The 19,404-nt window shown below is 37.2% G+C and carries 17 protein-coding genes; 8 read left to right on the top strand and 9 right to left on the bottom strand.

The annotated features are described in order from the left end of the window. The first annotated feature begins 92 nt into the window (after positions 1-92). The 4 genes from RIV7116_RS02065 (at position 93) to RIV7116_RS02050 (ending at position 4,032) form a co-directional block, all read left to right on the top strand. Positions 93-662, top strand: coding sequence for a RimK/LysX family protein (locus RIV7116_RS02065; RefSeq protein ID WP_015116605.1), 570 nt, complete (start codon positions 93-95; stop codon positions 660-662). Then, the gene (locus RIV7116_RS02060) at positions 652-2,286 is read left to right on the top strand and encodes a UUP1 family membrane protein (protein WP_015116604.1); all 1,635 of its coding nucleotides are present in this window, start codon (positions 652-654) and stop codon (positions 2,284-2,286) included. Before RIV7116_RS02065 ends, RIV7116_RS02060 begins: the two co-directional genes overlap by 11 nt. A gap of 107 nt (positions 2,287-2,393) precedes the next feature. Then, the gene (locus RIV7116_RS02055) at positions 2,394-3,335 is read left to right on the top strand and encodes an alpha-L-glutamate ligase-like protein (protein WP_015116603.1); all 942 of its coding nucleotides are present in this window, start codon (positions 2,394-2,396) and stop codon (positions 3,333-3,335) included. 139 nt (positions 3,336-3,474) lie between these two features. Beyond that, on the top strand, positions 3,475-4,032 hold the full coding sequence (locus tag RIV7116_RS02050) for a hypothetical protein (protein WP_015116602.1): 558 nt from the start codon (positions 3,475-3,477) through the stop codon (positions 4,030-4,032). Between the two features lie 25 nt (positions 4,033-4,057). Here RIV7116_RS02050 and RIV7116_RS02045 read toward each other — a convergent pair whose 3' ends face one another. From RIV7116_RS02045 to RIV7116_RS02035, 3 genes are all read right to left on the bottom strand, one after another. After that, on the bottom strand, positions 4,058-5,032 hold the full coding sequence (locus RIV7116_RS02045) for a threo-3-hydroxy-L-aspartate ammonia-lyase (RefSeq protein WP_015116601.1): 975 nt from the start codon (positions 5,030-5,032) through the stop codon (positions 4,058-4,060). Between the two features lie 34 nt (positions 5,033-5,066). Then, the gene (locus RIV7116_RS02040; RefSeq protein WP_015116600.1) at positions 5,067-5,573 is read right to left on the bottom strand and encodes a hypothetical protein; all 507 of its coding nucleotides are present in this window, start codon (positions 5,571-5,573) and stop codon (positions 5,067-5,069) included. Between the two features lie 221 nt (positions 5,574-5,794). After that, positions 5,795-6,811, bottom strand: a complete 1,017-nt coding sequence (locus RIV7116_RS02035; RefSeq protein WP_015116599.1) for a succinate dehydrogenase/fumarate reductase iron-sulfur subunit — start codon at positions 6,809-6,811, stop codon at positions 5,795-5,797. Between the two features lie 1,471 nt (positions 6,812-8,282). Between RIV7116_RS02035 and RIV7116_RS02030 the strand changes: the two genes are divergently transcribed. Together RIV7116_RS02030 and RIV7116_RS02025 are read left to right on the top strand one after the other, a co-directional pair. Continuing rightward, positions 8,283-8,699 carry an AbrB family transcriptional regulator gene (locus RIV7116_RS02030; protein WP_015116598.1) on the top strand — a complete coding sequence of 139 codons (417 nt, stop codon included), beginning with the start codon at positions 8,283-8,285 and terminating at the stop codon, positions 8,697-8,699. A gap of 316 nt (positions 8,700-9,015) precedes the next feature. Then, positions 9,016-9,894 (top strand): CPBP family intramembrane glutamic endopeptidase, encoded by an 879-nt coding sequence (locus RIV7116_RS02025; RefSeq protein WP_015116596.1) that lies wholly within the window; start codon positions 9,016-9,018, stop codon positions 9,892-9,894. Positions 9,895-10,083: 189 nt separating this feature from the next. On the opposite strand, the gene RIV7116_RS02020 is transcribed toward RIV7116_RS02025, so the two are convergent. The 4 genes from RIV7116_RS02020 to RIV7116_RS02005 form a co-directional block, all read right to left on the bottom strand. Beyond that, on the bottom strand, positions 10,084-11,196 hold the full coding sequence (locus tag RIV7116_RS02020) for a geranylgeranyl reductase family protein (RefSeq protein ID WP_015116595.1): 1,113 nt from the start codon (positions 11,194-11,196) through the stop codon (positions 10,084-10,086). Positions 11,197-11,777: 581 nt separating this feature from the next. After that, complete coding sequence (gene frr, locus RIV7116_RS02015; RefSeq protein ID WP_015116594.1) at positions 11,778-12,326, bottom strand: ribosome recycling factor; 549 nt, start codon at positions 12,324-12,326, stop codon at positions 11,778-11,780. Beyond that, the gene (pyrH, locus tag RIV7116_RS02010; RefSeq protein WP_015116593.1) at positions 12,313-13,041 is read right to left on the bottom strand and encodes a UMP kinase; all 729 of its coding nucleotides are present in this window, start codon (positions 13,039-13,041) and stop codon (positions 12,313-12,315) included. Before pyrH ends, frr begins: the two co-directional genes overlap by 14 nt. A 69-nt stretch (positions 13,042-13,110) precedes the next feature. After that, the gene (locus tag RIV7116_RS02005; RefSeq protein WP_015116592.1) at positions 13,111-13,665 is read right to left on the bottom strand and encodes a thioredoxin family protein; all 555 of its coding nucleotides are present in this window, start codon (positions 13,663-13,665) and stop codon (positions 13,111-13,113) included. Between the two features lie 865 nt (positions 13,666-14,530). Between RIV7116_RS02005 and RIV7116_RS02000 the strand changes: the two genes are divergently transcribed. Next, positions 14,531-15,427: an alpha/beta fold hydrolase gene (locus tag RIV7116_RS02000; protein WP_015116591.1), complete on the top strand. Its 897-nt coding sequence runs from the start codon at positions 14,531-14,533 to the stop codon at positions 15,425-15,427. 547 nt (positions 15,428-15,974) lie between these two features. Here RIV7116_RS02000 and RIV7116_RS01995 read toward each other — a convergent pair. Continuing rightward, positions 15,975-17,402: an LCP family protein gene (locus RIV7116_RS01995; RefSeq protein ID WP_015116590.1), complete on the bottom strand. Its 1,428-nt coding sequence runs from the start codon at positions 17,400-17,402 to the stop codon at positions 15,975-15,977. A 291-nt stretch (positions 17,403-17,693) separates the two neighbouring features. Continuing rightward, positions 17,694-18,083, bottom strand: a complete 390-nt coding sequence (locus tag RIV7116_RS01990; RefSeq protein WP_015116589.1) for a hypothetical protein — start codon at positions 18,081-18,083, stop codon at positions 17,694-17,696. 112 nt (positions 18,084-18,195) lie between these two features. On the opposite strand from RIV7116_RS01990, the gene RIV7116_RS01985 reads away from it, so the two are divergent. After that, complete coding sequence (locus RIV7116_RS01985) at positions 18,196-19,389, top strand: AI-2E family transporter (RefSeq protein WP_015116588.1); 1,194 nt, start codon at positions 18,196-18,198, stop codon at positions 19,387-19,389. Positions 19,390-19,404 lie beyond the last annotated feature (15 nt).

Genomic DNA, 19,404 nt, shown 5'->3' with positions numbered 1-19,404 from the left:
CTGTCTTTAGAACGAGCAGTTTGATAGCATCAGTCGAATATATTGCTAATACCAATTAAAGTTGATATTAATCGGGGAAAATTATCAAGTTTATGAAAAGTAAATTTAGCCTGCATATGACCTATGCAGCTAAAAGGGTTTGTCCTGTATTATTTATAAGTTTGCTCTTTGGCGCGGGTTGTAGCATACAACAAACTCAGGGAGTCAGTTTAAATTCAGCAGATATGAAAACCGTTGGCTGGATAGAAAATGGTACGATTTCTGGCATAGATAAAGACATAAAATTTAAGCTAGATACCGGTGCTAAAACAAGTTCAATTAATGCCGAAATTTTAGAAAAGCCAGATGATGAATCGGAATCTGGTGGCATGATTAAATTTAGATACACCAATACAGAAGGAGTAACAAAAGTTTTTGAACGTCCTGTAGAAAGATGGGTTCGCATTAAAGGTGAAAGTCGTCGTGCGGTAGTGAAAATGAAATTTTGTGTCGCAGGTAGATGGATTGAAGAAGAAGTCAACCTTGCCGATAGAGATGACTACAATTATTCGGTTCTTATCGGGCGCAATATGCTGAAAAAAGGTAAATTTGCCGTCAACTCTGCTGAAAGTTTTACTGCAAAGCCAAATTGTCAGTCAGGGGAGAAAGAAAGTGAATCGTAATTTTCATGCTTTGATATTAGCTTTGTTTTTAGCCGCTATTAGCTTAGCGATTTTTTTTCATAAAGTGTTTGCTACTGATGTTCCACTATTACCAAACCAAGCTTATCAGAATTGGTATGTTGAAGCTAAGTTATCAGTAAATTCTGAAGGCAGAGTATTAGATTCTGAAAACGCATTACCTAGTGAAATAGAGCTACAGCTTCCTCAAACATCTCCCGGCTACAAAATTATCAGTGAAGATTTTATCAATGATAGTTATACTCGCCAAGTTAAAGAGCTTAAGAATTCATCAAATAGAGTTGCTGTATTTTCAAATAAGAATGCTAAAGGAAGCGAAGCTATCTTTTATCGAGCAATTATTGATAAAACTGATTTAGCTAAAAATAATTCAAAATCTGATAGCGAGCCAGTTTCCATCACGGGAGAGAAATTTGTTGAGCAGCAGCTTAGTAACTTTGATAAAGATAACGCTGTAGTTGAAGATAATTTAAAAGAGAATTTTCCGGTTGCGGAAATAGAATCAATTTTTAGAGAAGCAAGAGATTCAAATAATAATACTTTAGATTTCGCCAAACAAATTTATCAATTAGCGCTTAATCCCGATGATATCAGGATTAGGACTATTCAAAGAACATTAAAGATTGATGATTCTACCTCAGAGTTGGCAGCATTTTTATTAAAACAAGCAAAAATTCCGGTACGAGTTGGTAACGGTATTTTATTCAACAATGAAGAAGTTTATTCAACTGATTTTGTTCAATGGTTGGAAGTAGAAACTGATAGAGGTTGGCTTGCTTACGATAGTATCGACGGTAATTTTGGAACTCAAAATAGATATTTAACTTGGTGGTACGGTACCGATGGCGCTTTAAGTGCAAAAGGTTCGGGAGATGTCAATTTAGAAGTAGTAGTTAGACCAAATACCGACAAAGGAATTAGTCAAGCACTTTGGGAAAAACAAAAAGCTAAAAATCCCTTTTTAGAATATTCCTTGTTAAATTTACCTTTAGCTACACAAAGAGTATTTAGAGTACTGGTATTAGTTCCGATTGGTGCTTTAATTATTTCGGTTTTGCATCAAATGGTCGGATTGCAAACTTTTGGAACATTTACACCAATACTAATAGCCCTTGCATTTAGAGAAACTGGGCTGATAGTTGGCATACCTTTGTTTATTTTAGTTGTAATTATTGGCTTATTAATTCGTGCCTATTTAGATAAACTACAGCTACTAATTGTACCCAGGTTAGCCGCTATTTTGACCGCAACAGTTTTAACAATTGGAATATTAGCAATTATTTTGCAAAGGTTCGGTATCAATTTGGGGCTATCGATTTCCTTGTTCCCGATTGTTATCCTTGCCATGCTTATAGAAAGGGCTGCTTTGAGTTGGGAAGAAGCAGGAGCAAAAGAAACAATCATAGCCGGACTTGGTACAGTTTTGATTGCAGTTATCGGTTATTTGTGTGTAATTAATCCCTACGTCCAACATTTAGCATTTACTTTTCCAGAACTGTTGTTGTTAGTTTTAGGAATTAATATTCTCGTCGGACGTTATAACGGCTATAAGCTGACTGAATATTTCCGATTTAAATCAATGCAAAAGCAGTTGAGTCAATCTTAAGGAAACGGGACAGGGGAGAGGGGAAAAAGGGAGAATTTTAACCTTTAACCTCTAACCTCTAACCTTTGACCTTAATTAATCCAAAATCTAAAATTCAAAATATAAGAATGTTTCCATTTACATTAATACAGGAAGGAGTTCTAGGAATCAACGCTCGTAATGTTGATTATCTTTTTCCTAGTAATCCCCGTCATCTTTATAAATTGGCAGATAATAAATTAGAAACAAAGAGAATTGCTGAGGAACTTAATGTACCTATTCCAGAAACATACGGTGTAATTAGGTTTCAAAATGAAGTAGGAAAGCTATCAGAAATTATTGATGGACATGATTCCTTCGTTGTCAAACCCGCCCAAGGTAGCGGTGGTGATGGAATTGAAGCAATTACCGAAGTTACCGATGATGGTTTTAAAAAGCCTAGCGGTAAGATTCTCTCCAAATCTGATTTGCAATATCACATTCATAATATCCTTGGTGGAATGTTCTCGCTCGGAGGATTAAGCGATAAAACGATTATCGAATATGCAGTAAAGTTCGATCCAGTATTCGATGAAATTGCTTATCAAGGTGTTCCGGATGTGCGCGTAATTGTTTATCAAGGTGTTCCCGTGATGGGAATGCTGCGTTTACCAACCAAAGCTTCTGATGGTAAAGCCAATTTACATAGAGGTGGTTTGGGCTTGGGTATCGATCTTAGTTCGGGGAAAACACTCACAGCGATACAAAATAACCGCTACATAGAAAAGCATCCCGATACAGACGCAACCTTACGCGATCGCCAAATTCCTCATTGGGATACTATTTTGGATATGGCTGCAAAGCTATGCGAGAAAACTGAGTTTGGTTATCTCGGTATTGATGTAGTTTTAGATGAAGAAAAAGGTCCGTTGTTGTTAGAAATTAACGCTCGTCCAGGACTTTCTATACAAATCGCCAATCAAGAAGGACTGATTCCGCGATTAAAAACTATTGATTCAAATGTAGATAAACTTTCTGGAATTGAAGAGAAGATTACTTTTGCAAAAGATAAATTTGAGGCAAGTAGGTAAGCACAAATAAATCGAACTATGTAACGAAATATAAACTAGTCAAAAACAATATTTTGATCATCAGCAAAAGTATTTATACGGACGAAAGATAAATGAATCGAATGGGTAATATAGCATATATTATTATCTCTGGTTTCCGATGTTATCCGATATTGATTTGATTCGAGAGTTTGTTAAACTATCCATACAAAAAAAGGAAGTTTTATTAGCAAATTCAACATTACAGGGTGAAGCAGTTTATAAAACCAATCAGTTAACAGCCAAAAAAGAAGGGATAGTTGCCACTACCAAACTAGAGCGTACATTGAATCCGTTTTTAATTAAACAAAAATCTAATTACTGGCAATTAATCAGTCAGGTATTGGCTGAATACAATTTTATTTTGATAGGAGATATAGATAATCGCGGTTTTTATCAGTATGAGTACTGTCAAATTCCATCAGGTTATGAAATGCATTGCCAAAAAGCAGCTATGTTATGGCGAACTTGGTGGAAATATCGTCGGCAGATTGAAGGTAGAGTAATTCAATTAGAGCTTCTTATTCGTATAAGAAATACATGGTATCCCATTAGAGGTTTGACAGTTAGCGATGGACTAATCTATATCGAAACATTAGGAAGTGAAATTGCACTTGGTTTGGAAGATATGGTGATTTGGTTGAGTAAAGTTAAGAAAAATAAACAAGCTGCTGTTTGACTTGATAGACTATTCTTTCAAAACATTAAATCTGAGAAAACAACTTCTCTAGGTTAGCCAAATCAACATTCCCACCACTAATAATTACACCAATTTTCGCACCAGGGTTTTTGACTACACCTTCCAACAAAGCTGCTGCTGCCAAAACTCCCGTAGGCTCAGCTACTATTTTTAACCTCTGCCAAATAAATAACATGGTGCGAATAATTGCTTGTTCCGATACTGTTACTATATCGTCTACATATTCCAATACTAAGGGAAAAGTTATTTTTCCTAAACTTGGAGTTCTCGCACCATCAGCAATAGTATCTGGATTATGGACAATTTGCAGAGTTTTAGAGTAAAAAGAGCGAGTAGCATCATCAGCTTGTGCGGGTTCTACTCCAATGATGCGACAATTTGGTAAAAGCGCTTTGGTAATCATAGAACAACCGGAAATTAATCCACCACCACCGCAGCAAACCAATAATAAATCTAGTTCTCCGATTTCTTGAATTAGTTCTAAAGCAGTTGTTCCTTGTCCCGCAATTATATGAGGATGATCGAAAGGAGGAATAATTTTTAAATCTTTTTCTTGTGCTAGAGAAAGCGCTAATTCTTCTCTAGTAATTTCCTTGGGATTATACAAAATCACTTGGGCACCATAACCGCGAGTTGCAGTTTGTTTGACTGCGGGGGCATTTGCTGGCATCACAACCGTGGTAGGAATGTTAAGTAATTTTCCCGCAAGTGCAATTCCTTGAGCATGATTTCCCGATGAAAAAGTCAGCACACCTTTTTGTTTTTGTGATTCTGATAGTTGTGAAAGCGAATTGTATGCACCGCGAAATTTAAAAGAACCCGTGCGCTGGAAGTTTTCGCATTTGAAAAATACTTGACTTTTTGTAATTTGATTTACCGTTGTCGAAGTTAAAACTGGGGTGCGATGAGCAATTCCCTCAAGACGTTTTGCTGCTGCCCTAATATCAGCGATTCTGATTAATTTGTCCCGAGAAGTCATAAAAAAATTATTATTTTAAAACGATATAGAATTTTTATCGGTCAAAATTCCACTTTTGAGGAAGCTTTACCTTACAGACAGAGCAAATAAATATATTATCTTTAACAATATTTATTTGACTGCAAGCAAAACAGCGTCGAAAAATAAATTCAACGTTAAATGAAGATGGGTAAGGAATCTTAATTAAATTAAGTGCATTGGCTACATGCTGCCAAGATTCTGGCTCGGGACAAAAACCCGTTGATTGGTTGGTAATTTCAGCTATTTCTAAGTCATTTTTGAATTTTTGAAAAAATATTTCTCCGGCTGATAGTACTCGTTTACCTCCAGCACAAGCAATATGCTCCGAGTGTCTATCGGCAATTATTAAATAACCTTCGCAGTCTACAACAAAAGTAGCTGCAATTAATCCCGAAGCATCTACCTGTTGTTTGGTTTCTCGAATCCAATCGTCAATATCGTTAGTTGATAAAATTCTACTCCCCGGTGGTAAATGTGCTGTTGTTTCTCGAATTTCTTCAGCACCAACGTATTTGTACACTTGGGTTTTTATGTTTTATAGAAGATGGTGCGTTACGTTACGCGACAACACACCCTAAAATTGGCATTGCTGAATTGAAATATGAACTTATCTTTCTTATATTTACTAGCCCCCTGAATCCCCCAAAATTGGGGGAATTTAAAATACATTTCTCCCCTAAAATTGGGGGTTGGGGGGCTATTCATATTTGTAATCAGCAACACCCTAAAATTCCCTATTCGCTATTCTTCGTTCCCTTGACTAACTTTTTCTCGTTCAACAGCTTCCATCAAAGAACGAACCTGCTTTACTCCTTCAGAAGGTTCAAAATTCAAAGGAAATTTACTCTTACTTATCATTCGCAAGCCAAGAGGAGCAATACTTAATAAACCCTTGATGTCTTTAAAAGAATTACCAACAACCTGCAAACCAAATTGTCTCTCATCAATCCATCCACCTTCTTTTACCAAATCTATCAATACCTTACGATGACGAATCGAACGACTATCACTTGCTTCTTTCTTTTCCAAAAGAGACTGCTTGATTTTGCTAATTTTATCTAAAGGTGCAACTTCCATAGGACAAACACTGTTGCAATAATAACAACGGGTGCAGCCCCAAACTCCTTTAGTACCTTCGTTGTATTTCTCTAAACGAATTTCAGTTTCATCATCGCGCTTATCTTCTACCATTCGATAAGCTTTAGCAAGGGCATGGGGACCGACAAAATCCGGATTTACTTCCAATGCATTGCACTCAGAATAACAAGCACCACACATAATACAATTACCAGTTTCTTCAAGCTGCTCTCTTTCTTCTGGTGTTTGTAAAAATTCTCGCTCCGGCACTTTTCTGGCAGCAGTACTGACATATGGTGAAACAGTTTCTAAGTTGTTCCAGAAACCCTTCATGTCAACAATCAAATCTTTTAGTACAGGCATATTACCCAATGGGGCAATAGTAATTTCTGGAATCGAATTTTCTCTATTCTCCTGGGATATATGTGATGTAAATCGAGCAATTTCGCTGCCAACATTTTCTTTACAAGCTAAAGCTGAGCGCCCGTTAATCCGAATAGCACAACTACCACAAATTGTATTGCGGCAATTTTTACGAAATGCTAAAGTCCCATCTTGCTCCCATTTAATTTGATTTAGACAATCGAGGATTGTATTGCCCTCTTCGACCTCCAAAAGATAAGTTTGAACAGTAGGAGATATTTTCGGATTTTGTCGAATAACTTTAAAATTAACTTTCATTTTGCCCCTTCGATTTTAATTTTCTACCCTTGCTTGCCCAAGGAAATAAATTTTAATCTAGTAGTTAGCCTTCCTCATAGCAGCTTATCCTCTGATTGCTCCAATTTAAATAGCTACTTAACATCGAATAATCATCAAAGAGAATCTATTATATGACCTCGATGGGATAAGTGTAAAAATTTCCCCAGTAGTCTTCTTGAGGCAACAAGTGAAGCAGCTAACGCCCGCTATAGTAACATCCCCACAGAATATGAAAGTAAATATTTCTGTTTCTCCTTATTCGTGACGTATTGCCTACTTTCTTCTGTCGAACAACCTCAAAAGCTTAAACACTATTGCTATTAGCTAGAGCCGCATTCAGAATCATTAATATAAGTTAACTCTTGTGAGAAATTTTATAAGGATTTTTTTGATAGAGGGAAGCGTAAAAACAAGAGTCTTAACAAAATTCGTTGAATCGCAGTTTTCAATATTTATTCAAATATACCTTCTTGTTACAACTGCTTTATTGTTCAACTACCACACCATTTTTAATCTCCTCTAGGGTTAAAAACCTTTATACTCCCTGTTTACCAAATTAAATTTCAAGATTATTATGGAAGACTTGAACCAACTGATTAACATCTCCGATATCACATTTGCTTGTCAGAAGACTTGTACATAAGAGTCGCGTTACAGAGATGAATATTCAGTGAAAGTGGGATATGTAACAATCAAATCAAAAATATGAATACAACGCCAGATTAATTTTTATAAAATTATCATAGCAACACCTACCCCCTTTGGAACAGAACATTATATAAAAGCATATTTGTAAAAATAATTAAAACTTAAACAATAATTTTGCTATTATTAGTCCATGTTAGTATTTAATATAAAATTATGAGGAAACAAAACTATAATAAATTGCCGTACAACTGCGGTAGCTATAGCTTTGTTTCTTCGTAATCTAGGGGCATAAAAAATTTTGTCACTAGAAGGCAGTATAAAAGGGTTTATCCTCATAAACCCTTGGCATTAACTATGCTGTCTTAAGTCATAGAGTAATGTTAGGGAAAATCCTACAACTCTTAATGTCTAAAAGACTTGAGCTGCAAATAAATTGGCTGCTAACTTCTGTCTTGTCTGCTTTCTTATTTAAATAGCAGACTAGCGTAGTTTGCTTGCATTAAATTACAGTTAATTAGCTTTGTTTAAAGCCGAGTGAGAAAAAAATTTCATCTGCGGATAGTAAACATGGGCTAAAGCTATGTAAGATTGCTGAAACTATTTGCCCCTACTAACCTAATTTATGAGTAAAATGTTGTGGAATACCATAAACATGTTTCTTTTAAAATTAGACAAGCAGGAATTGAGGCATAGTTAAAGTCCGAAAAAATTTGATGTAAGAATGTCAAAAAATCGCCTTTAGGCTAGGCATAAAACTGCATTATTGATCGCGAAAGCACAGATTAAGGAAAATTTGAGTGTAATGAGTGAAACAGCAACAGCGCCATTAACAGGAAAAACACTGCTTGCAAAAGTCAAAGAACTATCTAATTTACCAAGGCGAGAAAGAGCAAAGCAGTGCGGTTATTACACTACTACTAAGAATGGTCAGGTACGAGTAAATCTGACAGATTTTTACGATGCTTTGTTATCGGCTAGGGGAATACCCTTGAGTCCTGAAACACCAAAAGATGGTCGAGGACGCGAACCGACATATAGAGTTAGCGTTCATCAAAACGGTCAAATTGTTATTGGTGCTACATATACCAAAGCAATGGGTTTAAAATCTGGTGATGAGTTTGAAATTAAATTGGGATACAAACACATTCACCTAATTCAAGTTGACGGAGCAAGTCAAACAGATGAAGATTCTGATGAAGATTTAGAAGAAGAAGAGTAAATTTTTCTTATAGCAGGGATAAGTTAATAAAACAGTGTTTTATGACTTTTCCCCGCACCTATAGATTAATAGTTGTTTTGGCAGCTTGTTTAATTAATTATGAACAAGAAAATATGCCGAATCTACTATATTTATCTGGAATTTTTTGGGCGTTTGATTAAAAAATAGAAGATAAGCAATTGAATTGCGAGTCTTACTCATAATGAAAGAGAGAAGTGTTGATGCAATTGATGCTTCTCTTTTCTGTAGTTCCATATTAGAATCTGCTTTCTTTTATCTTTCTGAAAATAAATATAGCTAAAGCGATTATTCTGTTGTGTTCTTTTCGTTTATTTCGACCGATTTATTTGAATATTTGGGCAGTAATTCAATTTTTCACTGGGAAAATACACCCGCTTTAATTATTGCGATCGCTTTTTTTGTTGCTTGGATAGTATTTTGGTTGCCAGTAGCGTTTATTTTGACAAAACTGTTGCATTGGACACCAAATGAACCTTTGCAACCGCAGCAAAAAATCGCTTTAGTAACTTCTCTTTATTTATTAGCTCCTCTAATCCTATTCTTGACTAATTTGCTAATCGATGAATCTTTTGCAAATTATGGGTGGGTAGCAAATTTTTCAATTCTATACTCGCTCTTTTTAGGGTTCTTTTGGGGTGTCGCAAGCTTAGCTTTTATATTTGGTTGCCAGCTATATTTGGGTTTGTGTAAGTTAAAACTTTCTAATTTAAAGTCCGTTTCATCTACATTATTTTCTGTATTATTAATCGCTTTATTAGTAGGTGGTGTTGAAGAACTAGTATTTCGAGGTTTTCTTTTCACTCAACTCGAAGAAGTTTATTCAGTTTGGATAGCTGCAATCATCTCCAGCTTAATTTTCGCATTGCTGCATTTAGTTTGGGAACAAAAGGAAACAACTCCCCAACTCCCAGGATTATTTTTAATGGGAATAGTTTTAGTCTTAGCAAGGTTTGCCGATGCTGGCAGCTTGGGGATAGCTTGGGGACTACATGCGGGGTGGGTGTGGTGTATAGCGAGTATTGATACACTTGGCTTGATTGATTACACTGGTAAGTCATCTGAATGGATAACAGGTAAAAATCAAAAACCTTTAGCAGGTGTTGCGGGGGTATTGTGCATGGGAATAACCGCAGTTGCTTTATATTTAGTTATGAGTAAGTTTAGTATCGTTTAAAATTGGTCATAAATTCAAACGGGACAAGCTATAAGCCTACCCCGTTAAAGATAAGTAAAGATTATAAAAATAGCCGCAATTATTAGTTATTGTTACAACGCTCTGTGCCAGTTAGGAAAAGCCTTTTGCAATTTGGTTCCTTGCATCTGATTGGGAACCAAATTGCATGTATTTCTTGCTAAAGGCTAATTAGCCAAAGGGAACCAAACGCTTGAGGGCGCGACCTACAACATCACCGTAACGCAATTGCCCGCATAAAATTTGACCCATAATCTGGCTACCAGTCGGACGTTTTACACCTGCTTTGTAACCAACACCTGGGAAGCGGTAAAATGCTCCTGCCAGCTTCTGCGCCCAAGCCATATCAGCGCCCCATTCTTCATTCATTACTTCGGTATATTTTTCCAAAGCGTTAGGATCACCACCAATAGCCTTATTAATAGCTTCAGCAGCTTTCATACCGCTAAAAATCGAGGGACGAATACCTTCTGCTGTCATGGGGTCAACTACACAAGCTGCTTCTCCAGCTAAAACTGCGTTTTGAGTATGCAGTGTTTTATTTCCATTCCATACACATATAGGGTGGGTATATTCTTTGCAAGCATTGATATCAATGCCAAACATAGAGCTGCAATCCTTAAAAATTTTCGTGAAGTTACCAGGTTCTCCACCAAGGAAGGTTGTAGCACCGATAGATACACCATCACCTTTGGGGAAGCTCCAGATATAACCGTTTTTTATCGTTCCAAATTCAAACTGAATCTTAGATTTATCTTGTCCCGATGCGGTGGGTGCTTCCAAAGCTGCGGCAAAACGACGCTTGGGTTCTTTGAAACCCAACCATTTTGCCATCGGGCCACTCGCGCCATCTGCTGCAATCAGGTAACGTGCACTAAAAGTACCATTTGCTGTATTAACTTCCCAGTAGTCGCCTTTAAAATCAATAGATTTTACTTCAGTACTATCCTTGAGTTCGGCACCTTGTTTCTGAGCTTGCTGAACTAAAAAATGGTCAAAAACATCTCGCTGTACCATCCATACTGGTTCTATGGTCTGAATCTTTGTTTCTACAGGGTCTCCCTTTTTCCAAGTAAACTTAATGGTGTCTACCTTCTCCGAAATTGCCGGACTAAAATCGAAGTCAAACCATTTGGCGATCGCGGGGGATACTCCACCACCGCAAGGCTTATATCTTGGTAGAGATTCTCTTTCTAAAACGAGTACCGAACGTCCCTGTTTTGCTAAATGATACGCAGCTGTTCCACCAGCAGGACCCGCGCCAACGATAATGCAATCGTACATATGGTTAAGCTTTGCTCCTCAATAATGGTGTATTTGAATGAAGGTGTTATCCAACTAAACTATTTCCGATTTTATGACTTAAACCGTCCGCCATTTTACTCGGAATTATTTGTATTTATCTCAATAATTATTCTTGACTTACTATACCCATCCGTAAATATAACTATTCAAATTTAATTTTTAACTGATTTATTATATTTGTGCTTTTAATATTCTTTTTCTGTACTAGTATGCCCTACATAATTCAACTTTGCTTATATGTATTGAACTTTACATCTTAAATTGCATGGTTTATATAACCGCTAATAAATTACAATCAATTGCTTCCATCAATTAAAAATTTTTGCTAAATATTGAAGATTTTTTATTAAGTTTAAGTAAATATAATTTTTGATATGCTGTGCCGGTTAATCGCTCCTGAGTACTATTTTTTATAGAAGATGATTCAGTATTCACCATCAGAAAAGACAAATACCAGGGATTATACTTACTTTAAAAAACAAATAAAAAGCCCAGAGCTAGAAGTTAATTCAAAATTACACACTTATAACTTCCAACTCTGTGCTTATATAATTCACATCTTAAACAGTTGTGATTTCTTTTTCTTTTTCCCCTAATAAATCGTCTATTTTACTCGTATACTTATTCGTCAATTTTTGCACCTCGTCTTGCAAATCTCGCGATTCATCTTCAGAAATTTCAGTATTTTTTTCCTGCTTGCGAATCGTATCTAAAGCATCCCGACGAATATTGCGAATAGCAACACGACCTTCTTCAGCATACTTCGCGGCGAGTTTCACAAATTCTTTACGACGTTCTTCAGTTAAAGGTGGAATATTCAACCTAATAATAGAACCATCGTTATTAGGAGTTAAACCTACGTCCGACATTGAAATAGCTTTTTCGATGTTACCCAAGCTGCTTTGGTCGTAGGGCTGGATTGTTATGGTAGTAGCATCCGGCGTACCGATATTTGCCAAAGACTTTAAAGGTGTGTCTACATCGTAGTAGTTAACCATAATCTTATCTAGCAAACTCGAATTAGCACGACCGGTGCGAATCGTGTTGAAAGAGCGTTGAGTCGCTTCAATGCTCTTTTTCATTGTACTTTCAGCTTCAGCTAATTTCACAAGAACCTCCCACAAGGGTGCCAATGGATTCTCCCATGACTGCGCGGTGGATATTACCCCGCACATTCAAGTCAAAGACCAGAATTGGGATATCATTTTCTTTACATAAGGCTATCGCAGTACTATCCATTACTCGCAATTCCTTATTTAAAACGTGTGCGTATGTTAGCGATTTGTAACGCTTTGCTTCGGGGTTATCATTTGGATCGGAATCGTATACTCCGTCTACCTTCGTAGCTTTAAAAATCACTTCTGCATCGATTTCAGCTGCCCTTAATGCGGCAGTAGTATCGGTAGTAAAGAAGGGATTGCCCGAACCCGCACCAAAAATAACCACCAGTCCTAATTCTAGATGACGGATGGCTTTACGACGTATATAAGGTTCAGCGACCTCTTGCATTGCGATCGCGGTTTGCAGGCGCGTTTGTACGCCTATTCGTTCAAGGGATTCTTGCAGCGTCATAGCATTCATAACCGTAGCAATCATCCCGATGTAGTCAGCGGTAGCCCTATCCATACCCGCCGAAGCAGCTTTCATACCGCGAAATATATTTCCGCCTCCCACTACTATGGCAAGCTGAACGCCTGTGGCTACAACCTCTTTTACTTCTGAAGCTATAGAATTAACCACCTCGGGATCAATTCCGTAGCCCATACTGCCCATTAAGGCTTCACCGCTCAGTTTAAGTAAAACCCGTCGGTAACCTGTTCCCATGAAGTTAAGCTTTATCCAAAATTTGTATTTGCCTCCAATTTAAGATATCAGTAGAATGACTATCTGTCTCTAGTTTCGCCATACCAAACTACTACCTAGAGGCTCTGTTTCGGCTATATCTATCTCTTCGCTTTTTAATAAAGAGACAACAGCATTCTTTAAATAAGCTTTTTGCTGTGAACCAAGCTGTTGAGCATCACTATCAACTTGACCTCTGTAGCGTATAATACCGTCTTTATCGATCAAAAATGCCATTGGTGTTTTAGTAGCACCAAAGCTACGAGTCACATCTTGGGTGGAGTCCCATAAGTAAGGGAAATTTAATTGGTATTCTCTGGCAAAAGATTTCATATTATCAAAGCTTTCATTCGGATCGTTTTGGGCTATGTTGCCGTTAACTCCAATTAAGGTGAAGCCTTGTTTGCCAAGTTCTGTTTGTAATTTTTTTAATTTATCTATATACAACCCTACGTAGGAGCAACGGTTGCACATAGAAATTACGCCAACTGCACGGAATTTTTCTAAATAACGTCTTAGATGGTGTACTTGATTATCAATTCCTGGCAGTTCAAAATCAGGTGCGTATTTTCCTATGGGGGTATCCATTTTTTTTAGTACACTCATATTCTTGGTTGCTGGAAGGAACTGGAAACAGCAAAACACATTTTGAATGTGGTGGGCGTGCGTCCGCTTTCAAGCCACCCTCTGTGTAGATGCTTAACTGATATCCAATAATTTTATAGTTGGCACTCAGTAGTCGTAAATTGTGAAACTACTGAATCAAAGTATATTTATCTTTTTGGCATTACGTCTAATCCTGTTTATGTTTTTTGGCATTCGCGTGCATATCGCAGAGTTATTGTCACAAGCTATTGAAAGCAGTAATAATTAACAGAAGCGCTATGTCCATTGCAGTTTTCAAGGACATACTTCTTTATTTTGCATGTCAATGTTTCAATTTTTTGTTGCACAGAAAAATATTTATGTAAAATTAATTTATTAAACTTATATCAGAAAAAACACTGAAGTTACATTAGATAAGAGATACCAAAAATATCTATATCCGGGCTACTATAAATATTTCAATCTAGCCAAAATATTGACATTCTTTCTCGTTTAAGTACAACAGGTAGTAAAAGTTTTGATAGAGATAAGCTATGGCAACTGTAAATCAGTTGTAAAATATCAAGATACTAAAAACCAGGTTCATGAATTATCGTCGTTGAATTGAGTAGTATTAAATCCTATCAGTAGTCTTTTCTTTTAATGACCGCGACGTTGTATATTAGCCATATTAATAGTGTTCGGTGTAAGAATACTGTCTTTTAGATAAGCTTAATAGTTAGTAAACTTATATTATATACAAGCAAAATTCTTTTTTATGATGTTTTTTAAAGGTAAAGATTGAAATTATTAAGACAACAAAAATGTTCATCTCGTTAAGTTTAGATTTTTGCGTTTATTTACTTATATATAAAATTTATTTTCTATGAGTAGTTCTACTTCCACCCCAGTATTTAACTCAACAAAAACTTGGATTTGGCAAGGTTTCCCGATTTGCTATCAAACCCAAGGAACTAGCGGTTCTGCGGTTGTCTTAATACACGGTTTCGGCGCTTCATGGGGACATTTTAGAAAGAATATCCCGGTGCTAGCAGAAAATTTTCGCGTTTATGCAATTGATTTGATTGGCTTTGGAGCTTCAGCAAAACCAAAACCTGGAGAAGAAATTGCTTATACATTTGAAATTTGGGGGCGGCAAATAGCTGATTTTTGCCGTCAGGTGGTAGGTGAATCGGCTCATTTAGTAGGAAATTCTATTGGGTGTATTGTAGCAATGCAAGCCGCTGTTGATAATCCAGATATTGTTTCAAGTGTAGCTTTGCTCAACTGCTCTCTTAGGCTTTTGCACGAACGCAAACAAGCTGAATTACCAGTATATCGGCGTATAGGAGCGCCTTTCCTACAGCGTATATTATCTATCAAGTCAGTAGGAGAATTCTTTTTTAATCAAATTGCAAAACCTAAAACTGTGCGTTCGATTTTGCTCCAAGCTTATCCGACTGGTGAAGCTGTAACAGATGAATTGATAGATATTTTAATGGCACCAGCAAAAGAGCCAGGTGCGGCATCTGTATTTCTAGCTTTTACAGCTTATTCCCAAGGACCTTTAGCAGAAGACCTTTTACCCAAATTACCTTGTCCAGCTATTATTTTATGGGGAACTGCCGACCCTTGGGAACCAATAGAATTAGGTCGAGAATTTGCTGAGTTTACCCAGGTGAGGAAATTTGTACCTTTGGAAGGTATAGGACATTGCCCCCAAGACGAAGCTCCAGAATTGGTAAATCCAATTTTACAAGATTGGATTTTAGAAGTTTCTTAGTAAAATATGAAACTATTGATAATTTTGATTCCTTTGGACTTCAATCTTTTTAAAGTATAAAATAGGACTAAATACAGGTAAAGCTTAATCTGATATGGCAGTTTTCATTTGTATTAGATTAGGAATGGCCGCAACTGGCACATTTATGCTGTAGGGTGCTGTGACACTTAATTGGATTTTTAACGTAATAATGAGGGTTTTAGTGTCACGCACCATCCGAGTTGTGTGACGCGCAGCCTTAGTCCTGTAGATAATCAACTGAAAACCGCTATATTTTGTCTAAATAGCTGCACTATACTGCACAAAATTACCTCTCCTATATGCAAGAGAGGCAATTATTCAGCGTTTTAATTTAGTGAACATATTAATCGTCAAGTGAGCTTGAAGGTTGAATTTTTCTACGAAATTAACAATAATTAATTAGCAACACTCGTAAAATTACCGTATAGCTGTAATTAAGAGTTTAACTTGATATAACCAAATAACTTGTACGGATCGCCTTTTTATGATGCTAGCTGTTTCTCGAAAAGCTTACTCGAAAGCGTAATTACAGTAATGGAATGTCATCAGAAGATTCGGGAGCCGAAAGTTTTTCTAACCAATCTTCACCTACCTGAATGCTGATATCAGAATTAAGACTACCAGTACTTTCTACCCGTACTTCTCCAAAACCTAAAAGACTGCGTACTGATTCAGCGCTGTTTTCGTCTCCTTGTTGAGCAACAACACGAGTTACTTTTAAAGGTTGGGTCCAACTTTTAGCTACGTAAATTCTACCATAACCGGCTTTTCGTAAATTTCTGATTAAGCGTCGGAAACTAACATTATCGTTGCCGGTATGATTTTGAATTGCAATGCGTAAAGATGCCGGATCGACTGGTTGCAATTCATCTTCTGTTTCTACCCCGAAGTGCTGAGCCATCATAGCGCTTATACGGCGAGGACTTGGTATCCAGTAGCTAGCATTGTACTCCTTGGGAGTGCTAAATCTTCCGGGTAACATCAGCATTTGCATATTAGAGCGATTGGTTCGTACTCCAAAACCTACTAGTGCTAGTAATTCTTCGACTGTCAAATTAGTATCAATATGTTCTTTAACTACATTTAGAATTTTAGGTAATTGTGCTAAAGTCGCTGGATTCAGAGCTTGATCCATTAAGGCTCGCATAACCAACTGCTGGCGTTGAATCCGACCAATATCTCCTCTACCATCATTACGAAAACGTAGAAGTTGTAATGCTTTATCGCCATCAAGATGCTGTTTACCGGCTTTTAAATTTATGTATAAATGCTGGGAATCATCTTGATACTTCAGATCTTCGGGAACGTTTACCGTTACTCCTCCTAGAGCATCGATTAATTTACCTACTCCTAAAACGTTAATCCGCATGTAGCGGTCAATTGCAACTCCTTCTAACAGGTTACTTACCGTTTTAGCGCTTAAAGCTGGACCACCATATACGTTGGAGGAATTTATTTTTTTAATACCATAGCCTTTTACTCTAGTACGAGTATCTCTAGGTACAGAGAGCATAGTCAACTTTTTGTTCTGAGGATCGAACTTGATCAGTAGCATGACATCAGCAAGACCATCAAAAGAATTTACTTGCGGTAGGTATCCCAAATCTCTGACTTTAGATGGAGGATTTTGTATATCAGGGGGAAGTACGCTCATTCCCATAACTAAAACGTTGACAGGGCGAGTTAGTTCGGAAAAACGTAGCCCACCCCCAGCAATACTATCGCTCTCGAATACAGCCGCTTCATCTGCACTCAAGCTCGCTTGCATCAAAGGGGTACTGCTTAGAGAAACCGCTAAAAGCGCTCCTGCGGTAGCTGAGATCATAGCAATACCACTCATACCTACCCAGAACCACAACCACCTTCCGGATTTTGGCTTATTATCTTTATTTTCCTTTGATTTGGGAGGGGACGCAGAATGGCTATCTTGCGCCGAAGTTCTTTGAATGGTCACTGACTTCCTCACACTTATTGATAAAAATTCAAATTTCTGCTTTGCATCTGAGCAGACGAATCAACCCATAATAGCTAACTCTTAATTATCAGTGCTAACTATGCAACTTTCGTGTCAACCACAACACTTATAGCAGTATTTCTCCTATTTTTTTAGTTTATCCGGAGATGTTTTACAGAAGTATGGTAGCTTTATACTAAATCTGACTGTAAAGATATTAATATCGAAGCGTAATAAAAAACACTTTCTCTAAGTATTTAATCTGCTTTTCTAAAAATATTTCTACCTCATTTAAGATAAATATTTATCCAGCACTTTTTCCGCAAACTGGCTGAATCCGGGTACTTTTTGCTGCTTACCTTTAACGGTACGAATAATCAACCAAGCACTGACTACAAAATAACCGCTCGTCACAAAGCTGTTAAGAATTTGCAAGCGTAGCGCGAAAAATTCAGAAGTAGAAGCTCCACTTCCTAACAGGATGTATCCTCCGCACCAAGTTAATGCTAATGTAATTGACAAACGAGATATTCTTAATTGTTCCCGGCTTCCTTCACGCCGATACAGCGTCCATAAAGATGGGAAAAAGCCAACTACTGGAATTAAATATATAAGCATTCCCAGAAGGGAAATATCCTGTCTTTTTATTTTTCTTGAATTATTAGATTCAAAATGCTTCATTAGTCTGAGTAAAATCCTGAACTAGGGGGATAAAAGATTGGTCTGTAGTCGGGGATAATAAACTTATAATCGTTCGATTTCATTTGTTGTCCAACGGCAATTGGCTTTTTTTATGCACACACTTAAGCTTCTTAACTGGTGGCAAAGCTTAACACCAATAGCGCGAATCGGCGCGATCGCCGTTGTTGCTCCGCTGTTTGTAATTAACGGCTGGGCGTTTTCAGTAATTTTTGATTACTTTCATTCGTTGATAGTCATTTTAGCCGGAGCTTCAGTACTAGCGTTTCTGCTCAACTATCCCGTAAGCTGGATGGAGCGTCAAGGTTTACAGCGAGAACCTATAGCAATTTTAGTATTTTTACTGACTTTATCTATATTATTAGCTTTGGGTGTTACACTTGTTCCCCTAGCTTTAACTCAAGCTCAACAATTAGTAGCTCGTTTGCCAGAATTAATTGATTCTGGGCGCAGCCAATTAATGATATTAAATGAAAAAGCTGAGAGTTTGGGTTTACCAATCAACCTGGATGCTTTGCTAGTACAGATAAACGATCGTGTAAAAGGACAATTACAAGCTATTGCCGGACAAGTTTTGAATTTAGCGGTAGTCACGGTAACAAGTTTGCTCGATATTGTTCTAACTATGGTTTTAACATTTTATCTGTTGCAACATGGGGGAGAACTTTGGCAAAGCTTGGTAGGTTGGCTTCCTGCAAAGTTTCGCAATCCTTTTTCGGAAACAGTACGTCTTAGCTTTCAAAATTTCTTCATCACCCAATTAATTTTATCTATTTGCATGGCTTCAGCTTTAATTCCAACATTTTTATGGCTAAAAGTACCTTTTGGTCTACTTTTTGGCTTGACTATTGGTATTATGGCTCTAATTCCTTTTGGTGGTTCTGTGGGTATTGCCCTGACTACATCTTTAGTTGCTTTACAAGATTTCTGGATTGGTACGAAAGCATTAATGGCTGCCGTTATCGTGCAGCAGATACTAGAAAATATCATTGCTCCAAGAATTTTGGGCAGTTTTACTGGTTTAAATCCCGTATGGGTTTTGATTTCTGTATTAACGGGAGCTAGAATTGGCGGACTTTTAGGTGTAATTGTAGCTGTACCTAGCGCAGTTGTAATCAAAACAGCTTTGGATGCTGTACGCCCTTCTATGTCTAATAGTGAAAAAGATGATATGGCAATGGATCGAAGTGAAGATTCTTACCATAAACAAACAGAGGACACTAATTCCGAACTTAGCGTCCCTTCTGTTGATGTAGCTGCACCAAAAACATCTCCTCCAACAGTTTGATCGAAGTATAAATTA

The sequence above is a fragment of the Rivularia sp. PCC 7116 genome (assembly GCF_000316665.1).
Classification (GTDB): domain Bacteria; phylum Cyanobacteriota; class Cyanobacteriia; order Cyanobacteriales; family Nostocaceae; genus Rivularia.
This window is presented reverse-complemented; position numbering and strand designations above follow the sequence as displayed.

What these genes read in the sequence shown, in the direction of transcription:
- RIV7116_RS02065 (WP_015116605.1), top strand. Translation starts at nt 93, where the DNA reads ATGAAAAGTAAATTTAGCCTGCATATGACCTATGCAGCTAAAAGGGTT.
- RIV7116_RS02055 (WP_015116603.1), top strand. Translation starts at nt 2,394, where the DNA reads ATGTTTCCATTTACATTAATACAGGAAGGAGTTCTAGGAATCAACGCT.
- RIV7116_RS02050 (WP_015116602.1), top strand. Translation starts at nt 3,475, where the DNA reads ATGTTATCCGATATTGATTTGATTCGAGAGTTTGTTAAACTATCCATA.
- RIV7116_RS02045 (WP_015116601.1), bottom strand. Translation starts at nt 5,032, where the DNA reads ATGACTTCTCGGGACAAATTAATCAGAATCGCTGATATTAGGGCAGCA.
- RIV7116_RS02035 (WP_015116599.1), bottom strand. Translation starts at nt 6,811, where the DNA reads ATGAAAGTTAATTTTAAAGTTATTCGACAAAATCCGAAAATATCTCCT.
- RIV7116_RS02030 (WP_015116598.1), top strand. Translation starts at nt 8,283, where the DNA reads ATGAGTGAAACAGCAACAGCGCCATTAACAGGAAAAACACTGCTTGCA.
- RIV7116_RS02020 (WP_015116595.1), bottom strand. Translation starts at nt 11,196, where the DNA reads ATGTACGATTGCATTATCGTTGGCGCGGGTCCTGCTGGTGGAACAGCT.
- pyrH (WP_015116593.1), bottom strand. Translation starts at nt 13,041, where the DNA reads ATGGGAACAGGTTACCGACGGGTTTTACTTAAACTGAGCGGTGAAGCC.
- RIV7116_RS02005 (WP_015116592.1), bottom strand. Translation starts at nt 13,665, where the DNA reads ATGAGTGTACTAAAAAAAATGGATACCCCCATAGGAAAATACGCACCT.
- RIV7116_RS02000 (WP_015116591.1), top strand. Translation starts at nt 14,531, where the DNA reads ATGAGTAGTTCTACTTCCACCCCAGTATTTAACTCAACAAAAACTTGG.
- RIV7116_RS01990 (WP_015116589.1), bottom strand. Translation starts at nt 18,083, where the DNA reads ATGAAGCATTTTGAATCTAATAATTCAAGAAAAATAAAAAGACAGGAT.
- RIV7116_RS01985 (WP_015116588.1), top strand. Translation starts at nt 18,196, where the DNA reads ATGCACACACTTAAGCTTCTTAACTGGTGGCAAAGCTTAACACCAATA.